Genomic DNA, 21502 nt, shown 5'->3' with positions numbered 1-21502 from the left:
GCCACCGCCGCGTCAATCGTCCGGTACGTCCATCCAGTATCGACGCTGCGTGTCGACATAGCGTTCGACCGCGAGAGCGCCGGTCTGGGCCTCGACACGCACGGCCCCATCCGAGTCGCTGCGAGTGAGAACGATGTGTCGCGCCGCGTAGCGCGTGTACACGCCGGGATGCGGGTGGTGAAAACGGTTCAGGTAGCCTACCTGAAAAATCGCGACGAGCGGCCAGACAGAGTCGAGGAACGGCTCGGTAGACGACGTGCGGCTGCCGTGATGGGGCACCACCAGCACCTGAGCGCGCAGGCGATCGGCTGCGCGCACGAGGAGTGTGCGTTCGGTGGCAGCTTCGATATCGGCCGCGAGGAGCGCCGCCGTGGTATCGCCCTGCCCCGTCGTTGAAACGCGCAGCACGCAGCAGCGCGCGTTCGGCTTGCCCGCGAGAGGACCCGCGTCGGGCCAAAGCACCTCGAAGTCGATTCCGTCCCAGTGCCAGCGCTGACCGGCCGCGCACTGGATCGCCTGTGCGCCACTTCGGCTCGCGCTCGCCCAGAGCGGATGATTCGGCTGGATACCCGCCGCGAACTGCTTCACCGCGATCTGATCGAGCACGGCCGGCGCGCCACCGGAGTGATCGGAGTCGTCGTGGCTCACCATGAACATGTCGAGGCGCTGGACGCCGTGCGCCTGCAGATACGGCACGACGATCCGCTCGCCCGCGTGCGTCGATTCCGGCCCCGTTCCCGCGTCGAACAGCAGCGTATGGCGCGCGGTTTCCACCAGCACCGAAGTGCCCTGCCCGACGTCCAGCGCGGTGACCCGGAACGCCCCGGCGGGTGGCCCCGTGGGTGCCGGAAACAGGAGCGGTAGCCACATGAACGGCGCGATCCAGCGCAGCGGCCAGCCGCGCGGCGCGAGACACCACGCCACGCCCAAAGCTGCACACGCCAGCGCCCATGCATTGGGTTGCGGCAGGCGCAACACGGCCCACGACACGCCATCAAACCAGCCGAGGACAGCAGCCAGCAGATCGAGCATCGCGTGAGCCGCTTGCAACGCAAAGGCGTCGAGCGGCGCAGGAATCGCGACGCTTGCGAGCACCGTGGGCGTCACGAGCGCACTGACGAAGGGAATCGCCAATGCATTCGCGAACGGTCCAATCAGCGGTATCTGCGCAAACCAGTAAGCCGTGAGCGGCGCGAGTGCAATCGTCACCGCCCATTGCACTCGCGCGGCGTCCGTCAGCCGGTCTGCCATTCCGCGTGCGGCATTGCCTGTTTGCGCGAGCAGGCGTCGCGTTTTGTCGGCACGTGAGACCACGGGGGCCGCGTCGCTCATCGGATCGACGTTATCGGGCACGTGACCCTCGCTTCTCTCGCGCCGCACGCGCGGCACGCCTGCAGCGGCGAAGAGTATCGCCGCGACTGCGCCGAACGAAAGCCAGAATCCCGCCGCCGTCACCGCCCACGGATCGCGGATCAGCACAAGCCCGAGCGCCCATGCAAGCACCTGCGATCGCGCCACATTGCGCCCGCTCAGAACCGCGACCGCCGCCACCGCGAGCATCCACAGCGCACGCTGGACCGGCACGTTAAAGCCCGCGAGCGCGGCGTGAACGCCGGCGGCACACAACGCGCCCGCCACGGCGATTTTCTGGGCGGGCACGATCAACGACGCGTTCATGCCGCGCCAGCGTGCGCGCCGCCACAGCGCCCCCGCCGCCCAGCCACCGAGCCCGGCGACGAATGCGAAATGCAGGCCGGAAATCGCTACCAGATGGGATGTGCCGGTGTTGCGCATCAGCCGCCAGTCGGCATCGCTCACGGCGTCCTGCGCGCCAGTCGCGAGCGCCACGACTATGCCGCGATGTGGCGCATCGGCGAGCACGGTATCGATGCGTGCACGCACCGCCGCACGCCATCGTTCGATACGAATACCGATGCCGCCCGCGTCGTCGGCCAGGCGCTGCGCGCGCTGCAAATCGCTCACGTAACCGGTCGCGCGGACGCCGTGCGCAAGCATCGCCGCTTCTGCATCGCGCAGGCCGAAATTGCGCTCGCCGTGCGGTCGTTTCAGGCGCACCGCAAAACGCCAGCGTGCGCCGGGCACGAGCGTAGGAAGCGGTGTGTCGCGTGCAACCCACGTGAGCTGGATCGTGTGCGGAAGACGAGCCGCCCCAGCAGGCGCACCCCATGATTCCACAGTGAAGGGAAAGCGCGCGCCGGTTTCGGACCGGGACGGCAACCCGGCCACATAACCCGTGACTTCGATATCGCGTGTCTGCCAGGGGGCAGGCAATGCATCGGCGAGGCGCAGTTGTGCGCGGTAACTCGCGTAGCCAAATCCAGCGCACGCCGCGGCAACGCAGATCGCCAGCCAGCCGCTCGGGCGTATGAAGCGAACGAGGTATCGGGTTGACCGCTGGGTTGACCACGGCCTGCTCGCGGCTGCCGGAGCTGGACGAGCGCGCTCATCGTCACCGCTACGCTGATCGCACTCAGCGACCGACTCACCCGCCAGCGCCCACACACTCCACGCGCCCGCCGCTACCGCCGCAATGACGAGCGAAATCCAGCCGCCCCACCCCGGCAAAGCCGCCTGCTGCTGAAGCCACCACACGCCGAGTGCAAATCCGCCCCACACTGCCCGCATCCGAACTCCTCGAATCGAGGCGGTGCGAACTGCACGAACGCAAGCCGTGCAGCACCTAAGCGCCGCACGCCGCCATCGAATCGATTATGCGGACGAAAGTGCGAGCCGCGGCAGCGCAGCCGCAACGTTAGCCGTTGTGCCAAGGGCGAGTTCGTCGGGCGTCAGTCCGCGCAAGCCTGCGAGCACCGCGCCGATGCGCGGCACCTGGTCCGGCGTATTGCGCTCGCGATAAAGCCAGGCGGGCGAGATGTCGGGCGCGTCGGTTTCCATGACGATCGCTTCAAGCGGCAGTTGCTGTGCGAGTCGCCGGATTTGCAGCGCGCGTTCGAACGTAACGTTGCCGCCGAAGCCCAGATGCATCCCGTGATCGATGAAGGCTTGCGCCTGCTGGAAGCTGCCGTTGAACGCGTGCGCGATGCCGCGATGCACGCCATTACGACGCAGTCCCTTCAGCACCTGGTCCTGCGACTTGCGCACGTGGCAGATCGCAGGCAGGTCGAATTCGCGCGCGAGCTTCAGTTGGGCATCGTAGAAGTGTTGCTGCCGGGCGTCGTCGAGGCACGGCACGAAATAGTCGAGGCCGATCTCGCCAACGCCCACGAAACGCGGATCGTCGAGACTCGACTCTATCTCCCGGCGCAGCGCGTCGAGATCTTCGTCACGCGCGTGGGGCGTATAGAGCGGATGGATGCCAAGTGCGTACACCGCACCCTCCACGCGATGCGCCAGCGCACGAACCGTCGCAAAGTTCTCGCGCGCGACCGCCGGAATCACGATGCGCGACACGCCCGCCGCACGCGCGGCCTCGATTACCGCGTCGCGGTCCGCGTCGAATTCGGCGGCGTCGAGATGGCAATGCGTGTCGATCCACATGGCGGGCTCACACCGGCACAACCGGCTCCTCGTGCAGTACGCCGTCGCGCAGCCGCACAATGCGATCGCACCGCGCAGCCAGGTCCGGATCGTGCGTCACGATCACGAAACTCGTGTCGAACGTGTCGGAGAGTTCCAGCATCAGGTTGAACACCGTATCGGCGGTGCTGCCGTCGAGGTTGCCGGTCGGCTCGTCGGCGAGTACGCACGCGGGCTTCGTCACGAGCGCGCGCGCGATCGCCACGCGCTGCCGTTCGCCGCCCGACAGCTGTCCCGGACGATGCTTCGCGCGATGCGCAAGGCCCACGCGGTCCAGCATTTCCAGCGCCTCGCGGCGCGCATCGTCCTGCGTCATGCGACGGATGCGCAGCGGCATCGCCACGTTGTCCAGCGCCGTGAATTCGGGCAGCAGATGATGGAACTGATAAACGAAGCCGAGCGCGCGATTGCGCAAATCATTGCGCTCACGCTCGGAGAGTTCGGTGAACGGCTTGCCGAGCACCGAAACCTTGCCCGTGCCCGGCTCGTCGAGTCCGCCCAGCACATGCAGCAGCGTGCTCTTGCCGGAGCCTGACGCGCCCACGACCGCGAGCTTTTCGCCGCGCCGGACCTTGAGTTCGGTGTGCTTGAGTACCGGCACTTCGAGACCGCCCTGGGCGAATGTCTTCGAGATGCCGACGGCTTCGATCACCCACGGATAGTCACCCGCGGCGGCGAGCATCGATTGACGGTCATTCATAGCGCAGTGCCTCCGCAGGACGAACCTTGGCCGCGCGCCAGCTCGGATAGAGCGTCGCAAGCGCGGACAGCACGAACGCAATCAAGCCGATGCGGATCACGTCGGAGGCGACGAGTTCCGAAGGCAGCTCACTGATGAAATAGACGGACGGCGGAAGGAACTGCACGCCGAGCAGGTGCTCGATCATCGGCACGAGCCACGGAATGCTCCACGCGATCAGGCAGCCAAGCGCCACGCCGATCGCGGTGCCAGCGAAGCCGATCGTCACGCCCTGCACGACGAAGATCTTCATGATCGACGAAGGCTGCGCGCCGAGCGTGCGCAGGATGGCGATGTCGGCTTGCTTGTTGGTGACGGTCATCACGAGCGACGAAACGAGATTGAACGCCGCGACCGCGATGATAAGCGTGAGAATGATGAACATCATGCGCTTTTCGATCTGCACGGCCGAGAACCACGTTTTGTTCTGCTGCGTCCAGTCGCGGATATAGAGGTCGCCCGAAAGCGTGTGCACGAGCTGGCGCGCAACCTCGGGCGCGCGCTGCATGTCCTTGACGCGCAGGCGCACGCCGGTCGGCGCCTGCAGGCGGTAGAGGACTTCGGCATCGCGGATGTGCACTAGCGCGAGCGTGCTGTCGTACTCGTAGTGCCCCGACTCGAACACGCCGACTACCGTGAACTGCTTCAGGCGCGGCAGCATGCCGGCCGGCGTGATCGTGCCTTCAGGGGCGACGAGCGTGACCTTGTCGCCCATCTGCACGCCGAGGCTCCCCGCGAGATCGGCGCCGAGCACGATGCCGAAGCCGCCCGGCGCGAGGTCGTTCAGGCTGCCCGCCTTCATTTCCTTGCCGATGTCGGAGACCTGCGGCTCTTCGGACGGCTCGATGCCGCGCAGCGCGACACCGCTCACGCTGTCGCCGCGCGTGAGGAGCGCCTGGGCATCAACGTAAGGCGCCGCGCCGATCACCGAGGGGTTGGTCCTCGCTTCCTTCGCGGTGAGTTGCCAGTCGGGCATCGAGCCCGTCGGCGAAAAAACTTCGATGTGCGCGAGCACCGACAGCATGCGGTCGCGCACGTCGCGCTGAAAGCCGTTCATCACCGAAAGCACGACGATGAGCGCCGCGACGCCGAGGGCGATACCCGACATCGAAACGAGCGCGATGAACGAGATGAACCCGTTGCCTGTCGTGCGCTTGCCGGCGCGGGTGTAGCGCCAGCCTATCTGCCATTCATAGGGAAGTTTCAAGCGAATCCTTATCTGCGTCTTCATTGTGCGCCGCCGGCGTCACGGATCGTCGCTCGCCCGCACGACGCATCCAGGTCCGGATGGGTACGGGTCGCAGGGCTCTGACCCGGGGTCCGGGCCCCTTTCGCGGCGGCGATCAAGCGCGAAGTTTGCCACATTGGCGGAGCGAAATACCCTTTGCACCCCGACCGCGATCGACATGAACGGCAACGGGGCACCGCCAGCACGGCCTGCACCATCTTCCTTCGAGCGCAGTTTCGCGCACAAGTGCCTGATTCCTATGGCAGCAAGCGCACGGCGACGAGCAGCACGTCGCACCAGAGGCCGCGCGACGCGCCCGGCAGTCGAGGTGGCGAAGTACAATTCGCCCCATCATGCCCGCCGACCGACTCCATCTCCTCGTTCCCTTCGCGCTACCTTCTGCCGCAGCGGCCTCAACCGCCCTCGCGGGCCTCGACACCCCGGCACTCGACAAGCTCGTCGCCCGCGCGAGCGCCGGGGAGACCGTCATCGGCGAGGATTTCCAGCGCACGCTGCCGCACGAGCGCTGGGTGGCCAGGCAGTTCGGGGCCACCGCCACGAATGCAGGCGGCCCGGCGAAAACGTCCACCGCCGACGACGAAGCCCCGCTCGCCCCGTACATGCTGCTCGCCGACGGCGGCTCGCCCGGCGACGCCACCTGGGCATGCGTCCAGCCGGTGCATGTGCGCATCGCGCACGACCACCTTGTGCTGATCGACCCGGCATCGCTCGATCTCGCCGACACCGACGCCGCCACGCTCTATACCGTCGCGAAGCCGCTGATCGAAGAGCTGGGCGTACAGGTCACCGCGCCGACGCCGCATCGCTGGTACCTCTCGAGCGACAGCTTCGGCACGCTCTCGGGCGCATCGCCGCTGCGCGCGAGCGGCCGCAGCATCGAGATCTGGCTGCCGCACGAAGCAGGCTCCGGCCAGCGTTCGCGTGCGTGGATGAAACTGCAGAACGAAGTGCAGATGGCCTGGTTCGAGCACCCAGTCAACGAGGCTCGCGAAGCGCACGGCCTGCCCGCCGTCAATTCGATCTGGCTTCACGCGCAGGGCAAGCTGCGTCCGGTAAAGAGCCCGTTTTCGCGCGTGCGCTCGGATGCGGCCGCCACGCTCGGCCTCGCGCTCGCGGCGGGTGTCGATGTGGGCAGCGCCCCGTCCACGTTCGCCGCCTACACAGCCGCAAGTAGCACCGGCGCGCTCCCGGCACAGCAGAGCGGGCCGCACACCGGCACGACACTCATCGAGCTCGACCCGTTTTCGGCCCCGTTCATCCAGCAGGACTGGCACCGCTGGAACGCCGCGTTCGCCGCCATGGAGCGCGACTGGTTCGCGCCCGCCCTCGCGGCGCTTGCGGCGGGCGAACTCGGCGCGCTCGACCTCACCCTGTGCGGCGACACCGGCTCGGTCGATCTCACGATTACGCGCGGCGACCTGCGCAAATTCTGGCGGCGTCGCGTGTTTGCGTCGCTGTTCATCGAATAATTCAACGAAAAGCCGCCCCGCATGACCCGAATCGTCACCCGCGCCTGCTCTCCCGCCGACGCCGAAGTGCTCATCCGCCACGGCCTGCATCCGGTCCTGGCGCGTCTCTATGCGTCGCGCGGCGTGTGCCAGCCCGACGAAATCGAGACTGGCCTCGCGCGCCTCCTGCCGCCCGCCGGCATGAAGGGCCTCGAAGCCGCCGTCACACTCCTCGCCGACGCCCTCGCCGCGAACCGTCGCATGCTGGTCGTCGCGGACTACGACTGCGACGGCGCGACCGCCTGCGCGGTGGCCGTGCGCGGGCTGCGCATGCTCGGCGCGCAGATCGACTACCTCGTGCCGAACCGCTTCGAGTACGGCTACGGCCTCACGCCGGAAATCGTCGCGCTCGCGGCGCAGCGTCCTGGCGGCAAACCCGACTTGCTGATCACCGTCGATAACGGCATCGCGAGCGTCGAGGGCGTGGAAGCGGCCAACGCGCTCGGCATCGACGTGCTTGTCACCGATCACCACCTCCCCGGCGATACGCTGCCCGCTGCGCGCGCGATCGTGAATCCGAACCAGCCGGGCTGCACGTTCGAAAGCAAGCACATCGCGGGTGTGGGCGTGATGTTCTACGTGCTGCTCGCACTGCGCGCGGAACTGCGCCGTCGCAACGCGTTCACCGACGCGCGCCCCGAGCCGCGCCTCGACGGCCTGCTCGATCTCGTGGCGCTCGGCACGGTCGCCGACGTCGTACGCCTCGACTGCAACAACCGCGTGCTCGTCGCGCAAGGGCTCCAGCGCATCCGCAACGGCCGCATGCAGCCGGGCATCGCCGCGCTCTTTCGCGCGGCGGGACGCGACGCAAAGAGCGCGTCGGGCTTCGACCTCGGCTTTGCGCTCGGACCGCGCCTGAACGCAGCGGGACGGCTCTCGGACATGTCGCTCGGCATCGAGTGCCTGACCACCGACGACGTCGGCCGCGCGTGGGCACTCGCGCAGCAGCTCGACGCGATGAACCGCGAGCGCCGTGAAATTGAGGCCGGCATGCAGCAGCAGGCACTCGCCGATCTCGCCGACGTCGATCCCGAAGGCAACGCCACGATCACGCTGTTCAATCCGGGCTGGCATCAGGGCGTGATCGGGATTGTCGCGGGACGGCTCAAGGAGAAGTTCAATCGCCCGTCGTTCACGTTCGCCCCCGCCGATGACGACGGTGAACTCGTGAAAGGCTCGGGCCGCTCGATCCCTGGTTTCCACATGCGCGACGCGCTGGATCTCATCAGCAAGCGTGAGCCGGGCATCATCCTCAAGTTCGGCGGCCATGCGATGGCGGCGGGCCTCACGATCGCCGCCGCCGACGTGCCGCGCTTTGCCTCGGCCTTCGAGCGCGTGGGCCGCGAGTGGCTTTCGGCGGAAGCGCTCGCGCGCACCGTCGAAACCGACGGCGATCTCGAAGAGGCTTACTTCACGCCGGATTTCGTCGAGATGCTCGATGCCGCGGTCTGGGGCCAAGGCTTCCCGGCGCCCGTATTCGCAGGTGAATTCGAGGTCGCGTCACAGGCGCTCGTGAAGGACAAGCACCTGAAGCTGCAGTTGCTGCGCGGCCGCCAGCGCTTCAACGCGATCTGGTTCAATCGCACCGAAACGCTGCCGCAACGCACGACGCTCGCCTATCGACTCGTGCGCGACACGTGGAACGGCGTCTCGCGCGTGCAGCTCGTCGTGGAGCACGCGGCCGACTGACGCCGCTGAAAACACGGCACGCCCGGCGCCCGCCGCACCCTTGATCAGGGGCTAATCGGCTATAATTCAATGTTTTACGCCCCGGATCACGAAACAAATGGAAGCGGAACGTCTTAACGCGATCGAAGCCTCTTTGGCGGACCTGCGCACGCGCGCGGGCGAGCTACGGGGGTATCTTTGACTACGATGCCAAGTCCACGCGACTGATCGAAGTCAACCGCGAACTCGAAGACCCCAACGTCTGGAACGACTCGAAGCACGCCCAGTCGCTCGGCAAGGAAAAGAAGCTGCTTGAGGGCGTCGTCAACGTACTCGGCGGCATCGAAAACGACGTGCGCGACACGCAGGATCTCTTCGAGATGGCGCGCGAAGAAGGTGACGAAGACACGCTCGTCGCCTGCGAAGCCGACGCCGCTGCAATCGAGACGCGCGTCGCAGACGTCGAATTCCGCCGCATGTTCTCGAACCCGGCCGACCCCAACAACGCATTCATCGATATCCAGGCCGGCGCCGGCGGCACCGAAGCGTGCGACTGGGCGTCGATGCTGCTGCGCCAGTACGTACGCTACTGCGAGCGCAAGGGCTTCAAGACGGAAGTGCTCGAAGAGTCCGAGGGCGACGTCGCCGGCATCAAGAGCGCGACGATCAAGGTCGAAGGCGAATACGCCTACGGCTTCCTGCGCACCGAAACCGGCATTCACCGCCTCGTGCGCAAGTCGCCGTTCGACTCGTCGGGCGGTCGCCATACGTCGTTCTCGTCGGTGTTCGTGTATCCGGAAATCGACGACTCGTTCGAGATCGAAGTCAATCCGGCCGATCTGCGCATCGACACGTACCGCGCTTCGGGCGCGGGCGGCCAGCACATCAACAAGACCGACTCCGCCGTGCGTATCACGCACATGCCGTCGGGCATCGTCGTGCAGTGCCAGAACGACCGCTCGCAGCACCGCAACCGCGCCGAAGCCATGGCGATGCTGAAATCGCGTCTCTACGAAGCCGAAATGCGCAAGCGCCAGTCGGAACAGGACAAGCTCGAAGCGGGCAAGTCGGACGTGGGCTGGGGCCACCAGATCCGCTCCTATGTGCTCGACAACAGCCGTATCAAGGACCTGCGCACCAACGTCGAAATCAGCAACACGAAGGCCGTGCTCGACGGCGATCTCGACGATTTCATCAGCGCGAGCCTGAAACAGGGCGTTTAAGCCGCGCCGCGCGGGCGCTTCTGTCCCGCGTAGCTTCTGCCCGCTGCGGCGCCAGGCGACAAGCGCGCCGCGGTCGCTGCAGCGCAGCGCGAAAACCACGGCGCGCGATAAAACGCGCTAGAGTCCCGAAAGCATTTCCGCCGGTCGCGCGCCGTGAAGCATGGCGCGCCCCGTGGACCAGAGAATCCGAATCACCGAACCCAAGCCATCATGACCGAACCGACCCAGCCGACTGCGGCAAGCCCCGCGCCCGAACTGGACGACAACCAGATCATCGCCGAGCGCCGTGAAAAGCTGCGCGCGCTGCGCGAGGCCGGTGTCGCCTATCCGAACGACTTCCGCCCGACCCACCAGGCTGCCGACCTGCAGCGCGACTACGCCGATACCGACAAAGACGCGCTCGAGGCCCAGGCGCTGGAAGTCTCGATCGCCGGCCGGATGATGCTCAAGCGCGTGATGGGCAAGGCCAGCTTCGCGACGGTGCGTGACGGCTCGGGCCAGATCCAGTTTTTCATCACGCCCGCCGATGTCGGCGAAGCCGTCTACGACGCGTTTAAAAAGTGGGATCTCGGTGACATCGTCGCTGCGCGCGGCGTGCTGTTCCGCACGAACAAGGGCGAGTTGTCGGTTCGCTGCACGGAACTGCGCCTGCTCTCGAAGGCGCTGCGTCCGCTGCCGGACAAGTTCCACGGCCTCGCCGACCAGGAAATGCGTTATCGCCAGCGCTACGTCGACCTGATCGTCACGCCCGAATCGCGCAAGACTTTCGTTGCGCGCACGAAGGCGATCTCGTCGGTGCGCCGCTTCATGGCCGACGCCAACTTCATGGAAGTCGAAACGCCGATGCTCCACCCGATCCCGGGCGGCGCGGCAGCCAAGCCGTTCGTCACGCATCACAACGCGCTCGACATGCAGATGTTCATGCGCATCGCGCCTGAGCTGTATCTGAAGCGTCTGGTCGTCGGCGGCTTCGAGCGCGTGTTCGAGATCAACCGGAATTTCCGTAACGAGGGCGTGTCGCCGCGTCACAATCCGGAATTCACGATGATGGAGTTCTACGCCGCGTACACGGACTACACGTGGCTCATGGACTTCACCGAAGCGCTGATCCGCCAGGCCGCAATCGACGCGCTCGGCAGCGCCGTCGTGACCTACCAGGGCCGCGAACTCGATCTGTCGAAGCCGTTCCACCGCCTGACGATCACGCAGGCGATCCAGAAGTACGCGCCGCAGTACACGGACGCGCAACTCGCCGACGCCGCCTTCCTGCGCACCGAACTGAAGAAGTTCGGCGTCGATGCAAACCAGCCCGCGTTCCTGAACGCCGGTGTCGGTTCGCTGCAACTCGCGCTGTTCGAAGAGACCGCCGAGTCGCAACTGTGGGAACCGACCTACATCATCGATTACCCCGTGGAAGTGTCGCCGCTCGCGCGCGCCTCGGACACGCAGCCGGGCATCACCGAGCGCTTCGAACTCTTCATCACGGGCCGCGAGATCGCGAATGGCTTCTCGGAGCTGAACGATCCGGAAGACCAGGCCGCGCGCTTCAAGAAGCAGGTCGAGCAGAAAGACGCCGGCGACGAAGAAGCGATGTTCTACGACGCCGACTACATCCGCGCGCTCGAGTACGGCATGCCTCCGACGGGCGGCTGTGGCATCGGCATCGACCGTCTGGTGATGCTGCTGACCGATAGCCCGAGCATCCGCGACGTCATCCTCTTCCCGCACCTGCGCCGCGAAGACTAAGCGACACATTCGGGTCTGCAATCACGCCATCGGGGCGCACGCGGTTCACGCCGCCTGCGCCCCGATTGTTTGTAACCGTCGGTAAAAGCCTCTGCGATCCGTCCCCTGCCCCGCGCCGCGCATCAACGATCAGAACGAGCGTATATGCGCCGCTTCAGAATCCAGCGAGATCGCGCACTATTTGGGCGTATGGAGTGGGTTACAAATTGAAACTCCGCGGTTATCGATCTCCCTCACACTCTGTCTTATAAAAATCCACGCCTCCAAAGACGGAGCCTGTCATGAACCAGACCGATCCGAACATCGCACCACGGCGTCGGCTCCATCCGCTGATCGCCACCGCTGCTGCTGCAGTCATCGTCGCTAGCCTTGGGGCCACCGCCGCCATTACCGGCGTCCTCCCAACGGCGTTCAGTTCCTCGTCGCAGAACGACCAGACGCAGACTGGCCAGACGACCGAGATGGCACCACCGTCAGTCATCGATTCGACGCAACCGACCATCGATTCGACGCAACCGGCGCCATCGGTCCACAGCGTGCAAATGGCGCCAAACAAAGCGCCAACCAACCCGCGCGCGCAGCAGCAAGCCGCCGGGACCGGTGCGCCACCGCCTCAGTACGGCCAGCAGCCGCAGCAGTATGCGCAGCAGGGCCAGTATGACCAAGCAGGCCAGGCAGGCCAGGAATCGCCGCAAGCCGGTGCCGCGTGCGCCGCGTGCGGTACAGTCGTATCGATTTCCGCAGTCAAGCACGAAGGCCATGGCACCGGTATCGGCGCAGTGGGCGGTGCCGTCGCAGGCGGCCTGGTCGGCAATCAGTTCGGTGCCGGTGGCGGCCGTGTCGCGATGACGCTGCTTGGCGCGCTCGGTGGTGGCGTCGGCGGCAACGCGCTCGAAAAGCACCTCCGGAGCACGACGGACTATTCGGTGCGCGTGCGCATGGAAGACGGCAAGACGCGCCACTTCACCTACCACCAGGCGCCGCCCTTCCAGCAAGGCCAGCGCGTACGTGTCGAGAACGGTGCGCTGGTCGCCGCCTGAGCGCGAAGCGAGCAGAATCCGCCGCAATGAAAAAGGCGATTTGCCCAACGGGCAAATCGCCTTTTTTACAGCCTGAAGCCTGACCGGAGACTCAATAACTCGCGTCCTCGATCCACGCGGCCTGGATCGCCTCCAGGATCTTCTCGTTCGAGTGCTCGGGGTTGTCGTCGAAGCCTTCCAGTTCCGTGATCCAGCGATGCAGATCGGTGAAGCGCACGTACTGCGGATCGACTTCCGGATGGGTATCCGTCAACGCTATCGCGATGTCCTGCACATCGGTCCATTTCATATCGGCACGCTCCTCTTTTCGCTTAGTGGTTTTCCTTCGCGTGGTTGATCGAGTAACGCGGAATCTCGATCACCAGGTCGCCCTCTTCCGGCACGATCGCCTGACACGACAGGCGCGAAGTCGGCTCCAGACCCCACGCCTTGTCGAGCAGGTCGTCCTCGCCTTCCTCGGACGGCTCGAGTTCGTTGAAGCCTTCCCGCACGATCACGTGACAGGTCGTGCAGGCACACGACTTTTCGCATGCATGTTCGATCTCGATGCCATGTTCCAGCAGCGCGTCGCACACACTCTCGCCCGGCTTTGCTTCGATCACCGCGCCCTCCGGGCACAGTTCGACATGGGGCAGCACCACGATTTGAGTCATTGAGAATTCCGTAACCAATAACGTTCTTACCGGGCGCCGTGCCTCCGTCCCAGACGGAGGCCTGCGCCCATTCTACTTTCGCTGCGCGCTTTCCTGAATCGGGAAACCACGCACACGCCACGGCGGGCGAAAACTTCCGCGCCCGGCGCTTATAAACCTGCTGTCGCGTTGCGTTCAGCCGATTTCATCGAGCCGTTTGCCCGCCAGCGCCCGCTTGATGCCCTTATCCATGCGGCGCGCGGCGAACTCGTCGGTGCCCTCGGAGAGCGCCTTCGTCGCCGTTTCGATCGCATCCGTGTCCTCGCCTTGCACAATCGTGCGCAGCGCGTCGATGAGGGCGTCCACGTCTTTGCGCTCGTCGGCGTCGAGCAGTTCGCCGTCGGCGGCAAGCGCCGCTCCGGTCGCCTCGATGATCCGCTCGGCCTCCACCTGCGCTTCGCGCAGCGCCCGCGCGCGCATGTCGATGTCGGCGGTCTTGAAGCTGTCTTCGAGCATCTTCGCGATGTCGTCGTCGGCGAGACCGTAGGAAGGCTTCACCACCACCGACGCCTCGACACCCGAAAGCTGCTCGCGCGCGAACACGGAAAGCAGACCGTCGGCGTCGACCTGGTAGGTCACGCGGATGCGCGCCGCGCCAGCCGCCATCGGCGGAATGCCGCGAAGCTCGAAACGTGCGAGCGAGCGGCAGTCGGAGACGAGTTCGCGCTCGCCCTGCACGACGTGGATCGCCATCGCGGTCTGGCCGTCCTTGAACGTCGTGAAGTCCTGCGCGCGTGCGACGGGAATCGTCGAATTGCGCGGGATGATCTTCTCCACGAGGCCGCCCATCGTCTCGACGCCGAGCGACAGCGGGATCACGTCGAGCAGCAGCCAGTCGTCCTCGCCGCCGCGGTTGCCCGCGAGCAGGTCGGCCTGGACCGCAGCGCCTAGCGCCACCACCTGATCGGGGTCCAGATTCGTGAGCGGTGCCTTGCCGAAGAACTGCTCGACGGCACGTCGAATCACCGGCATGCGCGTCGCGCCGCCCACCAGCACCACGCCTTTCACGTCGGCAACCGGGACCTTGGCGTCACGCAGCGCCTTCTTCGTCGGCGTGAGCGTGCGCTGCACGAGCGTTTGCGTGAGCGCTTCGAAACGCGGTTCGTCGATCGTCAGCGCGATCTGCTTGCCGTTCGAGAGCGTGACCTCGACACGCGCCTCGTGCGCCGACGAGAGCGCTTCCTTGGCGTCGCGCACGCGATCGAGCATGAGACGTACGTCTTCGGGCGCGAGCGTCGCCGGTTCGATACCGGCCTGCTCCAGCACCCACGCGTAGAGCGCGTGATCGAAGTCGTCGCCCCCGAGTGCCGAATCGCCGCCCGCTGCGAGCACTTCGAATACGCCCTTCGTGAGCTTGAGGATCGACAGGTCGAACGTGCCGCCGCCGAGGTCGTAGACCGCGTAGAGGCCTTCCGCGCCGTTGTCGAGGCCATAGGCAATCGCCGCCGCGGTCGGTTCGTTCAGGAGGCGCAGGACGTTAAGACCGGCGAGACGCGCGGCGTCCTTCGTCGCCTGACGCTGCGCTTCGTCGAAATACGCGGGCACCGTGATGACCGCGCCCACGAGTTCATCGCCGAGCGTGTCTTCGGCGCGCTGACGCAGCGTCGCGAGAATTTCCGCCGACACTTCGACAGGGCTCTTCACGCCATCGACGGTCTGGATCTGCACCATGCCCGGTGCGTCGACGAATTCGTACGGCGCGTTCGCCGCACCTTCGACGTCGGTCTTGCCGCGGCCCATGAAGCGCTTGACCGAAACGATCGTGTTGCGCGGATCGGTGGCCGCTTCCGCCTTCGCCGTGCGGCCGATGCGGCGTCCGCCGTTCGCGAGATAGCGGACCACGGACGGCAGCAGCACGTGACCGGCCTCATCGGGCAGCACATCGGGCACGCCGCTGCGCACGGCAGCGACCAGCGAGTTCGTCGTGCCGAGGTCGATGCCGACCGCTAGCCGCCGCTGATGCGGCGCCGGCGCCATGCCGGGTTCGGAGATTTGCAGTAATGCCATCTGTGTAATCTTGTACGGACCTCGCGGCCCTTCTAATCCGTGTTGACGCCCTGCCCGCCGCACTGGCCGGCAAGCGCTGCATTCAGTCCCGCGTTCAGCCTTCCAGCCGCTCGATCTTCGCGTCGATCTCGCCCGCCACGCGCTCGATGAACATCAACTGGCGCACCGCCTCGGCCGCCGGCTGGTTCGAGCCGCTATCGAGCAGCGCCGCAAGCTTCGCGAAGCGCGCGCGTTCGTCGTCGCGCAGTTCCACTGCAAGCGCGTCGAGCGCATCAATGTTCTTCGCACCGACCGCATCCTCGATCGCTTCGCGCCACTCCATCTGCTGCATCAGGAACGCGGGCTCCATCGCCGTGTTGTTCTCGGCACCGACGTCGATACCGCGCAGATGCAGCAGATACTTCGCACGCTTGAGCGGATCGCGCAGCGTCTGGTACGCCTCGTTCGTGCGCGTGGCCCACTGCATCGCAATGCGCTTTTGCGCGTCGCCGGCCGCGGCAAAGCGGTCGGGGTGGACCTGCGCCTGCACCGTGCGGTACGCGTGATCGAGCGCACTGGCGTCGGTCGCGAACTGCTCGGGCAGACCGAACAGGACGAAGTGGCTATCGGAGAGCGAGGAAAGCGAAGTCATTGAATTATGCTGCCCCGGTGGGGCTCCATCGGGCGCGCCGCGCGCATCCCATCAAAAGTCAAAAAGGCGGCACAGGCCGCCTTTTCACCGCATCGCGCGGGCTCAAACGCGAAAGGACTCGCCGCAGCCGCACTCGTCCTTTACGTTCGGATTATTGAATCTGAAGCCTTCGTTGAGCCCTTCGCGCACAAAGTCGAGTTGCGTGCCGTCGATGTACGAAAGACTTTTCGGATCGACGATGACCTTCACGCCATGGCTCTCGAACACGTTGTCCTCGGGCGCGAGTTCATCCACGTACTCGAGCTTGTACGCAAGCCCCGAACAGCCCGTCGTGCGCACGCCGAGGCGCAGGCCCATGCCCTTGCCACGCCGCACCAGGTATTTCTGAACGTGCTGTGCTGCTTTTTCCGTCAACGTAATTGCCATAGCGTCATCGCCGCGCACTCGCGCCGTAAGGTCCGGACCTACCGTCCCTTCACGCCGCAGCGCAACCCTTGCCTGCATTCAAAGTCCTAATCCCGCGGCGGACGGTGTTCCGTCCGCTGCGCCCCTGCCTTGGCGCGTGCCAAGCGTCTCGCTTAAGCCGCGTCCGCCTTCACTGCGTCCGCTTGATCGGTATGACGCTGGCGATAATCTGCCACTGCTGCCTTGATCGCGTCTTCCGCGAGAATCGAGCAGTGAATCTTCACCGGCGGCAGCGCGAGCTCCTCCGCGATATGCGTGTTCTTGATGGCGAGCGCCTGATCGAGGGTCTTGCCCTTGACCCACTCGGTCACGAGCGAACTCGATGCGATCGCCGAACCGCAGCCGTACGTCTTGAACTTTGCGTCTTCGATGACGCCGTCCGTACCCACGCGAATCTGCAGCTTCATCACGTCGCCGCAGGCCGGCGCGCCGACCATGCCAGTACCGACCGCGTCGTCGTCCTTCGCGAACGAGCCAACGTTACGCGGGTTTTCGTAGTGGTCCAGAACCTTTTCGCTGTATGCCATGATCACACTCCTTCTATTCGTTGGCCGCGCTGCATGCGTCTAGTCGCGATTGCGCTGCGGCCGTATCGGCTTTCGGTCTCGCGCGTTTAGTGCGCGGCCCACTGGATGGTCGACAGATCGATGCCGTCCTGGTGCATTTCCCACAGCGGCGAGAGTTCGCGCAGCTTGGCGATCTTCGTCTTCAGCAGGTTGATCACAAAGTCGACTTCTTCTTCGGTCGTGAAGCGGCCCACCGTGAAACGGATCGAGCTGTGAGCCAGTTCGTCGTTGCGGCCGAGCGCGCGCAGCACATACGACGGCTCAAGCGAAGCCGACGTACACGCCGAACCCGACGACACCGCCACGTCCTTCACGGCCATGATCATCGACTCGCCTTCGACGAAGTTGAAGCTGATGTTCAGGTTGTGCGGGACACGGTGTTCCATGTCGCCGTTCACGTAGGTCTCGTCGATTTCCTTCAGGCCGTTCAGCAGCTTGTCGCGCAACATGCGGACACGCTCGTTTTCCGTCGCCATTTCTTCGTGCGCGATGCGGAACGCTTCGCCCATGCCGACGCACTGGTGCGTAGCCAGCGTGCCCGAACGCATACCGCGCTCGTGGCCGCCGCCGTGCATCTGAGCCTCGATACGCACGCGCGGCTTGCGTCGCACGTAGAGCGCACCGATACCCTTCGGGCCATAGGTCTTGTGCGCCGAGAACGACATCAGGTCGACCTTGAGCTTTTGCAGGTCGATGGGCGCCTTGCCCGTCGATTGCGCTGCGTCGACGTGGAAAATGATGCCCTTCTCGCGGCAGATCTCACCGATCGCCTCGATGTCCTGAATCACGCCGATCTCGTTGTTCACGTGCATGACGGAGACGAGAATCGTGTCGGGCCGCAGCGCGGCCTTGAACACTTCCAGATCGAGCAGACCGTTGTCGAGCACGTCGAGATACGTCACGTCATAGCCTTCGCGCTCGAGTTCGCGGCAAGTGTCGAGCACGGCCTTGTGCTCCGTCTTCACCGTGACGATGTGCTTGCCCTTGCTCTTGTAGAAGTGCGCGGCACCCTTGATCGCGAGGTTGTCCGATTCGGTCGCGCCGGAAGTCCAGATGATTTCGCGCGGATCAGCGTTCACGAGCGCAGCAACCTGCTCGCGCGCCTCTTCGACGGCACGCTCCGCGTCCCAGCCGTAAGCGTGGCTACGCGACGCCGGATTGCCGAACTGCTCGCGCAGATACGGAATCATCTTGTCCACCACGCGCGGGTCGACGGGCGTCGTCGCGCTGTAGTCCATGTAAATGGGCAGGTGGGGAATGTCGTTATTCATCTATCGCTCCGGAAATTCTGTGTGCTGCTTTGTGTATTGCGCTGGCCGTGATCCGCGATCATGAACCGGCCATGTTGAATATCGAGTTCGGGCCCAGCGGGACGGGGCGCACCGGATCGTGGGCGGGCGTATCCGCGCGGCGGTCGCGCAGCACGGAGGGCGCGGCGCCGTCGCGCTCGCGCTGCTTTTCCACCAGATCCTTGAGCGACACGGAATCGAGGTACTCGACCATCTTCTGGTTCAGCGTCGACCAGAGTTCGTGCGTCATGCAGTGGCCGTCGTTCTGCTTGGTGCCCTCGCAGGAGCCCTTGCCGCCACACTGCGTGGCGTCGAGCGGCTCATCGACGGCAATGATGATGTCCGCCACCGTCACATCCTCCGCGCGACGCGCGAGGTTGTACCCGCCGCCCGGCCCGCGGACCGATTCGACGATTTCATGACGGCGCAGCTTACCGAACAGCTGTTCGAGGTAAGAGAGCGAAATGTGCTGGCGCTGGCTGATACCCGCAAGCGTCACCGGGCCCTGCTCCTGGCGCAGGGCCAGGTCAATCATCGCCGTGACGGCGAAACGGCCTTTCGTGGTGAGTCTCATGATGTAAGGGGACCACAATTCTCGACAATTTTCGTCAAGTATAAATACATGAGTAATTTCGTCAAGTATCCCGGACGCCAATTGGGTTAATAAGTGGGCTACTAACACCCAAAAACGTCGCAAAACATGAAATGGAGTGTTCGTCGGCCATTCCGTGCTCGCGCTAGTCAGCCAGGTGGCCGCGCATCGCGGCGAGAAGCCCGGCGCAGGCCGCCTCGCACTGATCGAGCACCGTCTCGAAGCCAGCCTCGCCGCCGAAATAGGGGTCCGCGACCACGCGCGTGCCCAACTGGGGTGCGAATTCCATCAGCAGACGGATTTTGTGACGCATCGACGCAGGACACACATCCTGCAGCGCGCTCATGTTCGCCTCGTCCATCGCGACGACGAAATCGAAGCGCTGAAAGTCGTCTGCGCCAATCTGACGCGCGCGCAAAGGCGTCAGATCGTACCCACGGCGACCGCCGGCGCGCTGCGCACGCGCATCGGGCGCCTCGCCGATGTGCCAGTCCCCGGTCCCCGCCGAATCGACGCCGATGTGTGCCGCCAGCCCCGCCTCCTCGACCAGATGGAGCATCACGGCCTCAGCCGTGGGTGAGCGACAGATGTTGCCGAGGCAGACGAAACAGACTGAAACGTTTTTCATCGTGACGAAGGATGGCGCGCGAAGCGTCGCGCAGACCGATTCAGCGCGCGATTATACAAAGCAGTCCGTCAGATCGAGCGCGGCACGTCAGCGCGATTCGCCCTGACGGACACCTTCCCGTCGCTGCCGACGAGGCCATACGACACGGTGCGGGCCAGTTCTGCGGTCAACTCGTCAGCGGCGAGCGGCATCGCCTGCTGGGCCGTTTGCCACGCGTGTATCCATGCGATCGTCGCCAACGGCACGATCAGGGCCAGGGGCCAGTACACCAATATTTTCCTTTTCATGATGCGGATCTCTCGACTGGGGTGCGATCGCGCGGGACACACTATCGCCAGTCGAAATGATATAGACATCCGCAATCAGGAAAAACCCGGCTGCGACAAACACACTGTTGCTCCAGGTTAAACAGTACGCCTGGTAGGCTTGAAAAAACTTGCTCAGCCTGCCTCCGACCGACGCCCCGTCGTGTCGAGGTGTGTCTGCCGCGCGGCGTACAGCTCGCGAAACGTCCGGCCGACCGGCGCGGGCATATCGCGTCCATCGGTCCAGCCGCGCGCGAATGGCAGCCTGTGGATCAGCCGCCCCTGCCCGCCCATGCGTTCCAGCACGCGCACGCCGAGCTTCGTCATCAGCGAATACACGCCCGGATTGAGCGCGAGCCAGCCCCAGACGGCCAGCGCCGCACGCTCGCGCCATGGTCGCAGGTGCCGCTCCATCTGTTTCTCGCGCAGCTTGCGCAGCAGATCGGAGAGCGGAATTCCGACCGGACAGACGCTGTTGCACTCGCCGCAAAGCGTGGCGGCCTGCGGCAGATCGAGCGCCTTGTCGAGACCGACATAGCTTGGCGTCAGCACGGACCCCATCGGCCCCGGATAGACCCATCCATACGTGTGCCCGCCGACCTTCTGGTAGACGGGACAGTGGTTCATGCAGGCGCCGCACCGGATGCAGCGCAGCATCTCCTGGAACTCCCCGCCGATCAGCCCCGTGCGGCCGCCGTCGACGATCACCACGTACATATGCTCCGGACCATCCTGATCGTCCTTGCCACGCGGCCCGGTCAGCACGGAAAAGTAGTTGGAGGTCGCCTGCCCCGTCGCCGAGCGCGGCAACAGGCGCATGGCCGTCGCGAGATCCTCCAGCGTCGGCAGCACCTTCTCTATCCCGGTCACCGCAACATGCACGCGTGGCATCACCGTGCACATGCCCTCGTTGCCCTCGTTCGTGACCAGCACGACCGAGCCCGTTTCCGCGACGAGGAAGTTGCCACCCGTCACGCCCATGTCCGCCGACAGGAAATGCGGCCGCAGCATCTCGCGCGCCTCGCGGGTCATGTCGGGGATCTCGGTCAGGCGCGGCTTGTGGTGCGTCTTCGCGAAGAGATCGGCGATCTCGTCCTTGTCCTTGTGGACGACGGGCGCAATGATGTGGCTCGGCGGTTCGTTGTTGTTGATCTGCAGAATGTATTCGCCGAGGTCGGTCTCGATCGACTGGACGCCCATCTCTTCGAGCACCGTGTTCAGCCGCATCTCCTCGGACACCATCGACTTCGTCTTGATGACCTTGCGCACGTCGTGCTTGCGCGCGATGTCGGCAACGAGCTGCGCCGCATCGCGCGCTGTCTCGGCGTAGAGCACCGTGACACCGCGCCGCGCCGCCTCGGTTTCGAACTGCTCCAGCCAGACATCGAGGTTCTCCAGCGCACGATTGCGCCGCGCCTTTAGCGCGTCGCGCGTCGCCGGAAAGTCGATCGCCGTGATCGCCTCGGCGCGCGCGGAGACGAATTTCGTCGAGAGCTTCGTGAGGTTCTGCTGGAGGCGCTGGTCGGCCAGCTTCTGGCCGGCGCGCGCCTTGAAGTGCATCGACTGGACTTGCATGGCTTGGGATCCTGGGCGTTA

20 protein-coding genes are annotated in these 21502 nt (G+C 65.3%); 5 read left to right on the top strand and 15 right to left on the bottom strand.

All coding sequences use genetic code 11. From position 1 onward, the window contains the following. Positions 1-12: 12 nt before the first annotated feature. From L0U80_RS06160 to L0U80_RS06145, 4 genes are all read right to left on the bottom strand, one after another. Positions 13-2646: a DNA internalization-related competence protein ComEC/Rec2 gene (locus L0U80_RS06160; RefSeq protein WP_233863093.1), complete on the bottom strand. Its 2634-nt coding sequence runs from the start codon at positions 2644-2646 to the stop codon at positions 13-15. Between the two features lie 84 nt (positions 2647-2730). After that, positions 2731-3519, bottom strand: coding sequence for a TatD family hydrolase (locus L0U80_RS06155; RefSeq protein ID WP_233863092.1), 789 nt, complete (start codon positions 3517-3519; stop codon positions 2731-2733). A 7-nt stretch (positions 3520-3526) separates the two neighbouring features. Beyond that, a complete protein-coding gene (gene lolD, locus L0U80_RS06150) occupies positions 3527-4258 on the bottom strand; it encodes a lipoprotein-releasing ABC transporter ATP-binding protein LolD (RefSeq protein ID WP_233863091.1) in 732 nt (243 codons plus the stop codon). Continuing rightward, positions 4251-5504: a lipoprotein-releasing ABC transporter permease subunit gene (locus L0U80_RS06145; RefSeq protein WP_233863090.1), complete on the bottom strand. Its 1254-nt coding sequence runs from the start codon at positions 5502-5504 to the stop codon at positions 4251-4253. Before L0U80_RS06145 ends, lolD begins: the two co-directional genes overlap by 8 nt. A gap of 362 nt (positions 5505-5866) precedes the next feature. On the opposite strand from L0U80_RS06145, the gene L0U80_RS06140 reads away from it, so the two are divergent. The 5 genes from L0U80_RS06140 (at position 5867) to L0U80_RS06120 (ending at position 12731) form a co-directional block, all read left to right on the top strand. Continuing rightward, on the top strand, positions 5867-7015 hold the full coding sequence (locus tag L0U80_RS06140; RefSeq protein WP_233865715.1) for a regulator: 1149 nt from the start codon (positions 5867-5869) through the stop codon (positions 7013-7015). Between the two features lie 21 nt (positions 7016-7036). Continuing rightward, a complete protein-coding gene (gene recJ, locus L0U80_RS06135) occupies positions 7037-8743 on the top strand; it encodes a single-stranded-DNA-specific exonuclease RecJ (RefSeq protein ID WP_233863089.1) in 1707 nt (568 codons plus the stop codon). Positions 8744-8840: 97 nt separating this feature from the next. After that, positions 8841-9945 (top strand): peptide chain release factor 2 gene (gene prfB, locus L0U80_RS06130; RefSeq protein WP_233863088.1). Its coding sequence is split into 2 segments (ribosomal slippage): positions 8841-8921 and positions 8923-9945, totalling 1104 coding nucleotides; the frame shifts between segments, so codons are not numbered across the junction. Between the two features lie 210 nt (positions 9946-10155). Beyond that, positions 10156-11691 carry a lysine--tRNA ligase gene (gene lysS / locus L0U80_RS06125; protein ID WP_233863087.1) on the top strand — a complete coding sequence of 512 codons (1536 nt, stop codon included), beginning with the start codon at positions 10156-10158 and terminating at the stop codon, positions 11689-11691. 281 nt (positions 11692-11972) lie between these two features. Next, positions 11973-12731, top strand: coding sequence for a glycine zipper 2TM domain-containing protein (locus L0U80_RS06120; protein ID WP_233863086.1), 759 nt, complete (start codon positions 11973-11975; stop codon positions 12729-12731). A 91-nt stretch (positions 12732-12822) separates the two neighbouring features. Here L0U80_RS06120 and iscX read toward each other — a convergent pair whose 3' ends face one another. The 11 genes from iscX to L0U80_RS06065 all read right to left on the bottom strand — a co-directional run bounded on the left by iscX (position 12823) and on the right by L0U80_RS06065 (position 21481). Continuing rightward, positions 12823-13020 (bottom strand): Fe-S cluster assembly protein IscX, encoded by a 198-nt coding sequence (iscX, locus tag L0U80_RS06115; protein ID WP_233863085.1) that lies wholly within the window; start codon positions 13018-13020, stop codon positions 12823-12825. Between the two features lie 22 nt (positions 13021-13042). Beyond that, positions 13043-13384: an ISC system 2Fe-2S type ferredoxin gene (gene fdx, locus L0U80_RS06110; protein WP_233863084.1), complete on the bottom strand. Its 342-nt coding sequence runs from the start codon at positions 13382-13384 to the stop codon at positions 13043-13045. A 174-nt stretch (positions 13385-13558) separates the two neighbouring features. After that, complete coding sequence (gene hscA, locus L0U80_RS06105) at positions 13559-15430, bottom strand: Fe-S protein assembly chaperone HscA (protein ID WP_233863083.1); 1872 nt, start codon at positions 15428-15430, stop codon at positions 13559-13561. Between the two features lie 94 nt (positions 15431-15524). Continuing rightward, complete coding sequence (gene hscB / locus L0U80_RS06100) at positions 15525-16061, bottom strand: Fe-S protein assembly co-chaperone HscB (protein WP_233863082.1); 537 nt, start codon at positions 16059-16061, stop codon at positions 15525-15527. 102 nt (positions 16062-16163) lie between these two features. Further along, positions 16164-16487: an iron-sulfur cluster assembly protein IscA gene (gene iscA / locus L0U80_RS06095; protein ID WP_233863081.1), complete on the bottom strand. Its 324-nt coding sequence runs from the start codon at positions 16485-16487 to the stop codon at positions 16164-16166. A 152-nt stretch (positions 16488-16639) separates the two neighbouring features. Then, positions 16640-17053, bottom strand: a complete 414-nt coding sequence (iscU, locus tag L0U80_RS06090) for a Fe-S cluster assembly scaffold IscU (protein WP_233863080.1) — start codon at positions 17051-17053, stop codon at positions 16640-16642. 86 nt (positions 17054-17139) lie between these two features. Then, positions 17140-18363 (bottom strand): IscS subfamily cysteine desulfurase, encoded by a 1224-nt coding sequence (locus L0U80_RS06085; protein WP_233863079.1) that lies wholly within the window; start codon positions 18361-18363, stop codon positions 17140-17142. Between the two features lie 58 nt (positions 18364-18421). Further along, positions 18422-18955, bottom strand: a complete 534-nt coding sequence (iscR, locus tag L0U80_RS06080; protein WP_124150280.1) for a Fe-S cluster assembly transcriptional regulator IscR — start codon at positions 18953-18955, stop codon at positions 18422-18424. Between the two features lie 163 nt (positions 18956-19118). Beyond that, complete coding sequence (locus tag L0U80_RS06075) at positions 19119-19601, bottom strand: low molecular weight protein-tyrosine-phosphatase (RefSeq protein WP_233863078.1); 483 nt, start codon at positions 19599-19601, stop codon at positions 19119-19121. Positions 19602-19669: 68 nt separating this feature from the next. Continuing rightward, on the bottom strand, positions 19670-19870 hold the full coding sequence (locus L0U80_RS06070) for a hypothetical protein (protein WP_308444842.1): 201 nt from the start codon (positions 19868-19870) through the stop codon (positions 19670-19672). Between the two features lie 171 nt (positions 19871-20041). Continuing rightward, positions 20042-21481, bottom strand: a complete 1440-nt coding sequence (locus L0U80_RS06065; RefSeq protein ID WP_233863076.1) for a lactate utilization protein B — start codon at positions 21479-21481, stop codon at positions 20042-20044. Positions 21482-21502: the final 21 nt, after the last annotated feature.

Origin of the sequence: Paraburkholderia adhaesiva (assembly GCF_021390575.1) — a bacterium.
Lineage (GTDB): Bacteria > Pseudomonadota > Gammaproteobacteria > Burkholderiales > Burkholderiaceae > Paraburkholderia > Paraburkholderia adhaesiva.
Note: the sequence above shows the minus strand (reverse complement) of the source record. Positions and strands in the feature narration are given on the sequence as shown.

Coding starts and splice junctions, on each gene's coding strand:
- hscB (WP_233863082.1), bottom strand. CDS start 16,061: ATGACTTCGCTTTCCTCGCTCTCCGATAGCCACTTCGTCCTGTTCGGT.
- lysS (WP_233863087.1), top strand. CDS start 10,156: ATGACCGAACCGACCCAGCCGACTGCGGCAAGCCCCGCGCCCGAACTG.
- L0U80_RS06155 (WP_233863092.1), bottom strand. CDS start 3,519: ATGTGGATCGACACGCATTGCCATCTCGACGCCGCCGAATTCGACGCG.
- iscX (WP_233863085.1), bottom strand. CDS start 13,020: ATGAAATGGACCGATGTGCAGGACATCGCGATAGCGTTGACGGATACC.
- L0U80_RS06075 (WP_233863078.1), bottom strand. CDS start 19,601: ATGAAAAACGTTTCAGTCTGTTTCGTCTGCCTCGGCAACATCTGTCGC.
- L0U80_RS06085 (WP_233863079.1), bottom strand. CDS start 18,363: ATGAATAACGACATTCCCCACCTGCCCATTTACATGGACTACAGCGCG.
- hscA (WP_233863083.1), bottom strand. CDS start 15,430: ATGGCATTACTGCAAATCTCCGAACCCGGCATGGCGCCGGCGCCGCAT.
- L0U80_RS06160 (WP_233863093.1), bottom strand. CDS start 2,646: ATGCGGGCAGTGTGGGGCGGATTTGCACTCGGCGTGTGGTGGCTTCAG.
- recJ (WP_233863089.1), top strand. CDS start 7,037: ATGACCCGAATCGTCACCCGCGCCTGCTCTCCCGCCGACGCCGAAGTG.
- iscU (WP_233863080.1), bottom strand. CDS start 17,053: ATGGCATACAGCGAAAAGGTTCTGGACCACTACGAAAACCCGCGTAAC.
- lolD (WP_233863091.1), bottom strand. CDS start 4,258: ATGAATGACCGTCAATCGATGCTCGCCGCCGCGGGTGACTATCCGTGG.
- L0U80_RS06120 (WP_233863086.1), top strand. CDS start 11,973: ATGAACCAGACCGATCCGAACATCGCACCACGGCGTCGGCTCCATCCG.
- fdx (WP_233863084.1), bottom strand. CDS start 13,384: ATGACTCAAATCGTGGTGCTGCCCCATGTCGAACTGTGCCCGGAGGGC.
- iscR (WP_124150280.1), bottom strand. CDS start 18,955: ATGAGACTCACCACGAAAGGCCGTTTCGCCGTCACGGCGATGATTGAC.
- iscA (WP_233863081.1), bottom strand. CDS start 16,487: ATGGCAATTACGTTGACGGAAAAAGCAGCACAGCACGTTCAGAAATAC.
- L0U80_RS06065 (WP_233863076.1), bottom strand. CDS start 21,481: ATGCAAGTCCAGTCGATGCACTTCAAGGCGCGCGCCGGCCAGAAGCTG.